Annotated in this window: 3 protein-coding genes; all 3 read right to left on the bottom strand. The window is 61.7% G+C overall.

All coding sequences use genetic code 11. From position 1 onward, the window contains the following. Positions 1-2,085: MlaD family protein (locus tag B3P22_RS22175; RefSeq protein WP_296272547.1), on the bottom strand; the 2,085-nt coding region annotated here is incomplete at its 3' end. Further along, positions 2,078-2,695 (bottom strand): paraquat-inducible protein A, encoded by a 618-nt coding sequence (locus tag B3P22_RS22170; RefSeq protein ID WP_296272546.1) that lies wholly within the window; start codon positions 2,693-2,695, stop codon positions 2,078-2,080. The genes B3P22_RS22175 and B3P22_RS22170, both read right to left, overlap by 8 nt. Then, entirely contained in the window at positions 2,682-3,341 is a 660-nt protein-coding gene (locus B3P22_RS22165; protein ID WP_197858274.1) for a paraquat-inducible protein A, read from the bottom strand. Before B3P22_RS22165 ends, B3P22_RS22170 begins: the two co-directional genes overlap by 14 nt. Between the last annotated feature and the right edge of the window lie 122 nt (positions 3,342-3,463).

Here is a 3,463-nt window from a genome sequence, read left to right as displayed (position 1 = left end):
AATACCGCTGGCGTTCCAGAAACGGCTGCCCGAACGCACCAGCGGCGCGTAGCGCGGCTCGATCAGCACATGGATCAATACACGATCCGAAGTCGGCCCCAGTTCGAAATCCACCACCTTGCCCACCGGCACCTCGCGGTAGCTGACGATCACCCCCGGCTTGATCGAGCCGCGCCGCGGCGCACTCAACACCAGGCGCAGGCCTTCCTCACGAACGGCCTGATTCGGGGCGCTGGCCAGCGCGGTGAACTCGCTACGGCGTGCCCCCTTCAGGCCCGCAGGTCGCACCTCCAGATACTGACCGCTGACAAGGGTGCCGAGATTCGCGGCGCGGGTCAGACTCAACTCCGGCTTCACCACCCAGAACTGCGTACCCTCACGGGCGATCTGCTCGGCGGCCTGAGTAATGCGCACATTCAGGATCACCGCCTGCATGTCATCGGTCAGGCTCAGGCTCTCCACCTTGCCGACCTCCAGGCCCTTGTAGCGTACGAGCGTACCTGGCTGCAGACCGTCGCCGTCACTGACGCGAATACTGATCTGCTGCCCTAGCTGCAAGGCGCTTTCACGGTCCGCGTGCAGCGCAAAACGCTGCACCTGGCGGTTCGACCTGCTGGCCTGTAGATCCGGTGTCTCGAAGGCAATACCGCCGGCCAGTAAGGTCTGCAGCGACTCGCTCTTGACCTCGACCCCCGACAGCCCGCCTTTGAGGGTAATACCGCTGGCGTTCCAGAAGCGCGTGGAGGTGTTCACCAGGTGCGTGTACTCCGGCTCGATATGCACACCGAGCACCACCTGGCGGTCATCACGCGACAACTGGAAGCTCTGTACCGAGCCAACCCGCACCTGCTTGTAGAGTACCGGGCTGCCCACTTCCATCGAGCCAAGAGTATCGCTGAACAGCACCAGGTGCAGCCCGGGCGCGCCCAGATCGAGTGGCGGCGCCTTGGCCCTGGCCTCGAAGGAGCGGGCCGCCGGTTTGCCGCTCTCACCCGGACGCATGGCGATGTAGTTGCCCTTGACCAGCGCCTCCAGGCCGGTAATGCCGGCCAGCGAAATGGAAGGACGGACCACCCAGAAATCGGTGCCCTCGACTAGGTAATCCTCGACGCGCGGATCGAGCATCAGCTCGACCTGTGCGCCGCTCAGATCGGTATCGACCTTGAAGGTCTTCATCTGCCCGACCTGGATGCCCTTGTACATCACCGGCGTGCGGCCGGCCTCCAGCCCTTCGAAATCCTGCAGCTTCAGCGCGACCCTGATGCCGGCCTGGGCCGCGTCGTAGTCCTCGTAGAGGCGGAAGGGAATGCTGGGGTCGGTGGGCGGACTGTCGGCCCGGTGTTCGGGTGTGGAGAAGGCGATGCCGCCGGCCACGATGCTGGCCAGTGACTCGGTGCGCACCGTGACGCCCGAGAGGCCGGCGTCGATGGAGATCCCGCTGGCGTTCCAGAAACGCGTGTGCTTGCGTACCAGGTTGGCGTACTGCGGCTGGATGAACAGTTTCACCTCGACCGTGCTCTGGTCTTCGCCGAGCTTGTAGCTCTTCACCCGGCCGACCTGAATCTGCTTGTAGAACACTGGGCTGTCCTTGCTCAGCGAGCCCAGTCGTTCGGCCTTGAGAATCAGGTGCAGGCCTGGTTCGCTGTCGGACATCGGCGGCGCGTCGGCCAGCGNNTCGCCCTGGCCGGGGCTGACGGCGATGTAGTTGCCCGAGACCAGGGTCTCCAGCCCGGTAATGCCGGCCAGACTGACGCTGGGCTTGACCAGCCAGAAGCGCGTCTCGCTGCCCAGATTCTTTTCCATGTCCTGGTTCATTTCCACGGTCGCGATCACACCACGGCTGTTTTCACCGCGATCCAGCGCCAAGGCCACGACCTTGCCCACCGACATGCCCTTGTAGATCACCTCGGTCTTGCCGGCCTGGATGCCTTCACCTGTCAGGAACACCACCTCGATTTCGACACCGGCATCGCTGTACGCACGCCAGGCCAGCCAACCGCCGATCAGCAGGGCAATAAGAGGCAGCACCCAGATGGCCGACCAGTTCGAAGCAGGACGCGTCTTGGCCAGAGGAAGGTCAGTCATGGTCGATTTCCGTGTTGTCCCAGATGAGACGAGGGTCGAAAGTCAGTGCCGCCAGCATGGTCAGGATCACCACACAGGCAAAGGCAGCGGCGCCCGCTCCAGCTTCGATGCTGGCCAGGCTGCCGAAATTTACCAACGCCACCAGAATTGCGATGACGAAGATGTCGAGCATCGACCAGCGGCCGATCCACTCGATGAAGCGATACATGAGAATACGCTGGCGGGCGGACATCGGCTGATGCCGCTGCACCGAGTACAACAATAGAGCGATACCCACCAACTTGAACGTGGGCACCAGAATACTGGCGATGAACACCACAGCCGCAATCGGCAACATGCCCAGGTGAACGAGTTCCAGCACACCGCCCATGATGGTCGCTGGCGCGCCTCTGCCCAAACTGTTGACCGTCATGATCGGCAGCAGGTTGGCCGGGACATAGAGAATCGCCGACGTCAGCAACAAGGCCCAGGTACGCGCCAGGCTATTGGGCCGACGTGCGTGTAACTGTCCGCCGCAGCGACTGCAGTATTGGTGCCTGACATCCTCTTCGATCGGGTTGAGCTGGTGGCACTCATGGCACACCTGCAGCCCGGCATCAATCGCCCGCATGGATATCCTCCCCGGACAACGCTTCCCAGATCTGATGCGGTGACATGGTCACTTCAAGCCACACCTGCACCAGCAGCAATGCGATGAAACAGAACAACCCCAGGCCCAGGCTCAGGTCAGCCAGGTCCATCAACTTCACCATCGCCACCAGAATGCCCATCAGATAAACCTCGAGCATTCCCCACTCGCGCATATGATGATAGATCCGATAGAGCAACAAACCGTAGCTGCGACCGAAGTCGAAACGAATGCTCAGCAACACCAGCAACTGGCAGAGCAGCTTTAGCAACGGAACCGCCATGCTGCTGAGGAAAACCACCACGGCAATACCCTGCATGCCGCTCTCGTAGAGGCCAAGCACGCCACTCCACACGGTATCCTGCGTAGTCTGGCCCAGCAGATTGAGCTGCATGATCGGCAGAAAGTTGGCCGGGACGTACAACAGCAAAGCGGTCAGCACCAGTGCCATGCTACGTCGCACCACATGATGCCGATGGCTGAACAGTTCGTAGCCACAGCGCGGGCATTCGGCACTTTCCCCGTCCTGCAACAACGGCTTGCGCATCAGCAGATCGCACTCGTGACAGGCGACCAGTTGCTCGAGCGGCAAGGATGACAAGGAAGGTTCGGGCGGCGAGTCAGACATGAAAGTCCCCTGCAGAATTCGCGCATTCTACCCGAGCGGCGCCAAAGGCCGACATGCTCTCTCGTTAGATGCGCAGCCGCTCTTCCAAACTTTTCAGAGCACAAAGAAGAAACCCCAGACCG

Origin of the sequence: Pseudomonas sp. UBA6323 (assembly GCF_002439135.1) — a bacterium.
Taxonomy (GTDB): Bacteria; Pseudomonadota; Gammaproteobacteria; order Pseudomonadales; family Pseudomonadaceae; genus Aquipseudomonas.
Note: the sequence above shows the minus strand (reverse complement) of the source record. Positions and strands in the feature narration are given on the sequence as shown.

Excerpts from the sequence above, each read along its gene's own strand:
- B3P22_RS22170 (WP_296272546.1), bottom strand. The coding sequence starts at position 2,695 with ATGCGGGCGATTGATGCCGGGCTGCAGGTGTGCCATGAGTGCCACCAG.
- B3P22_RS22165 (WP_197858274.1), bottom strand. The coding sequence starts at position 3,341 with ATGTCTGACTCGCCGCCCGAACCTTCCTTGTCATCCTTGCCGCTCGAG.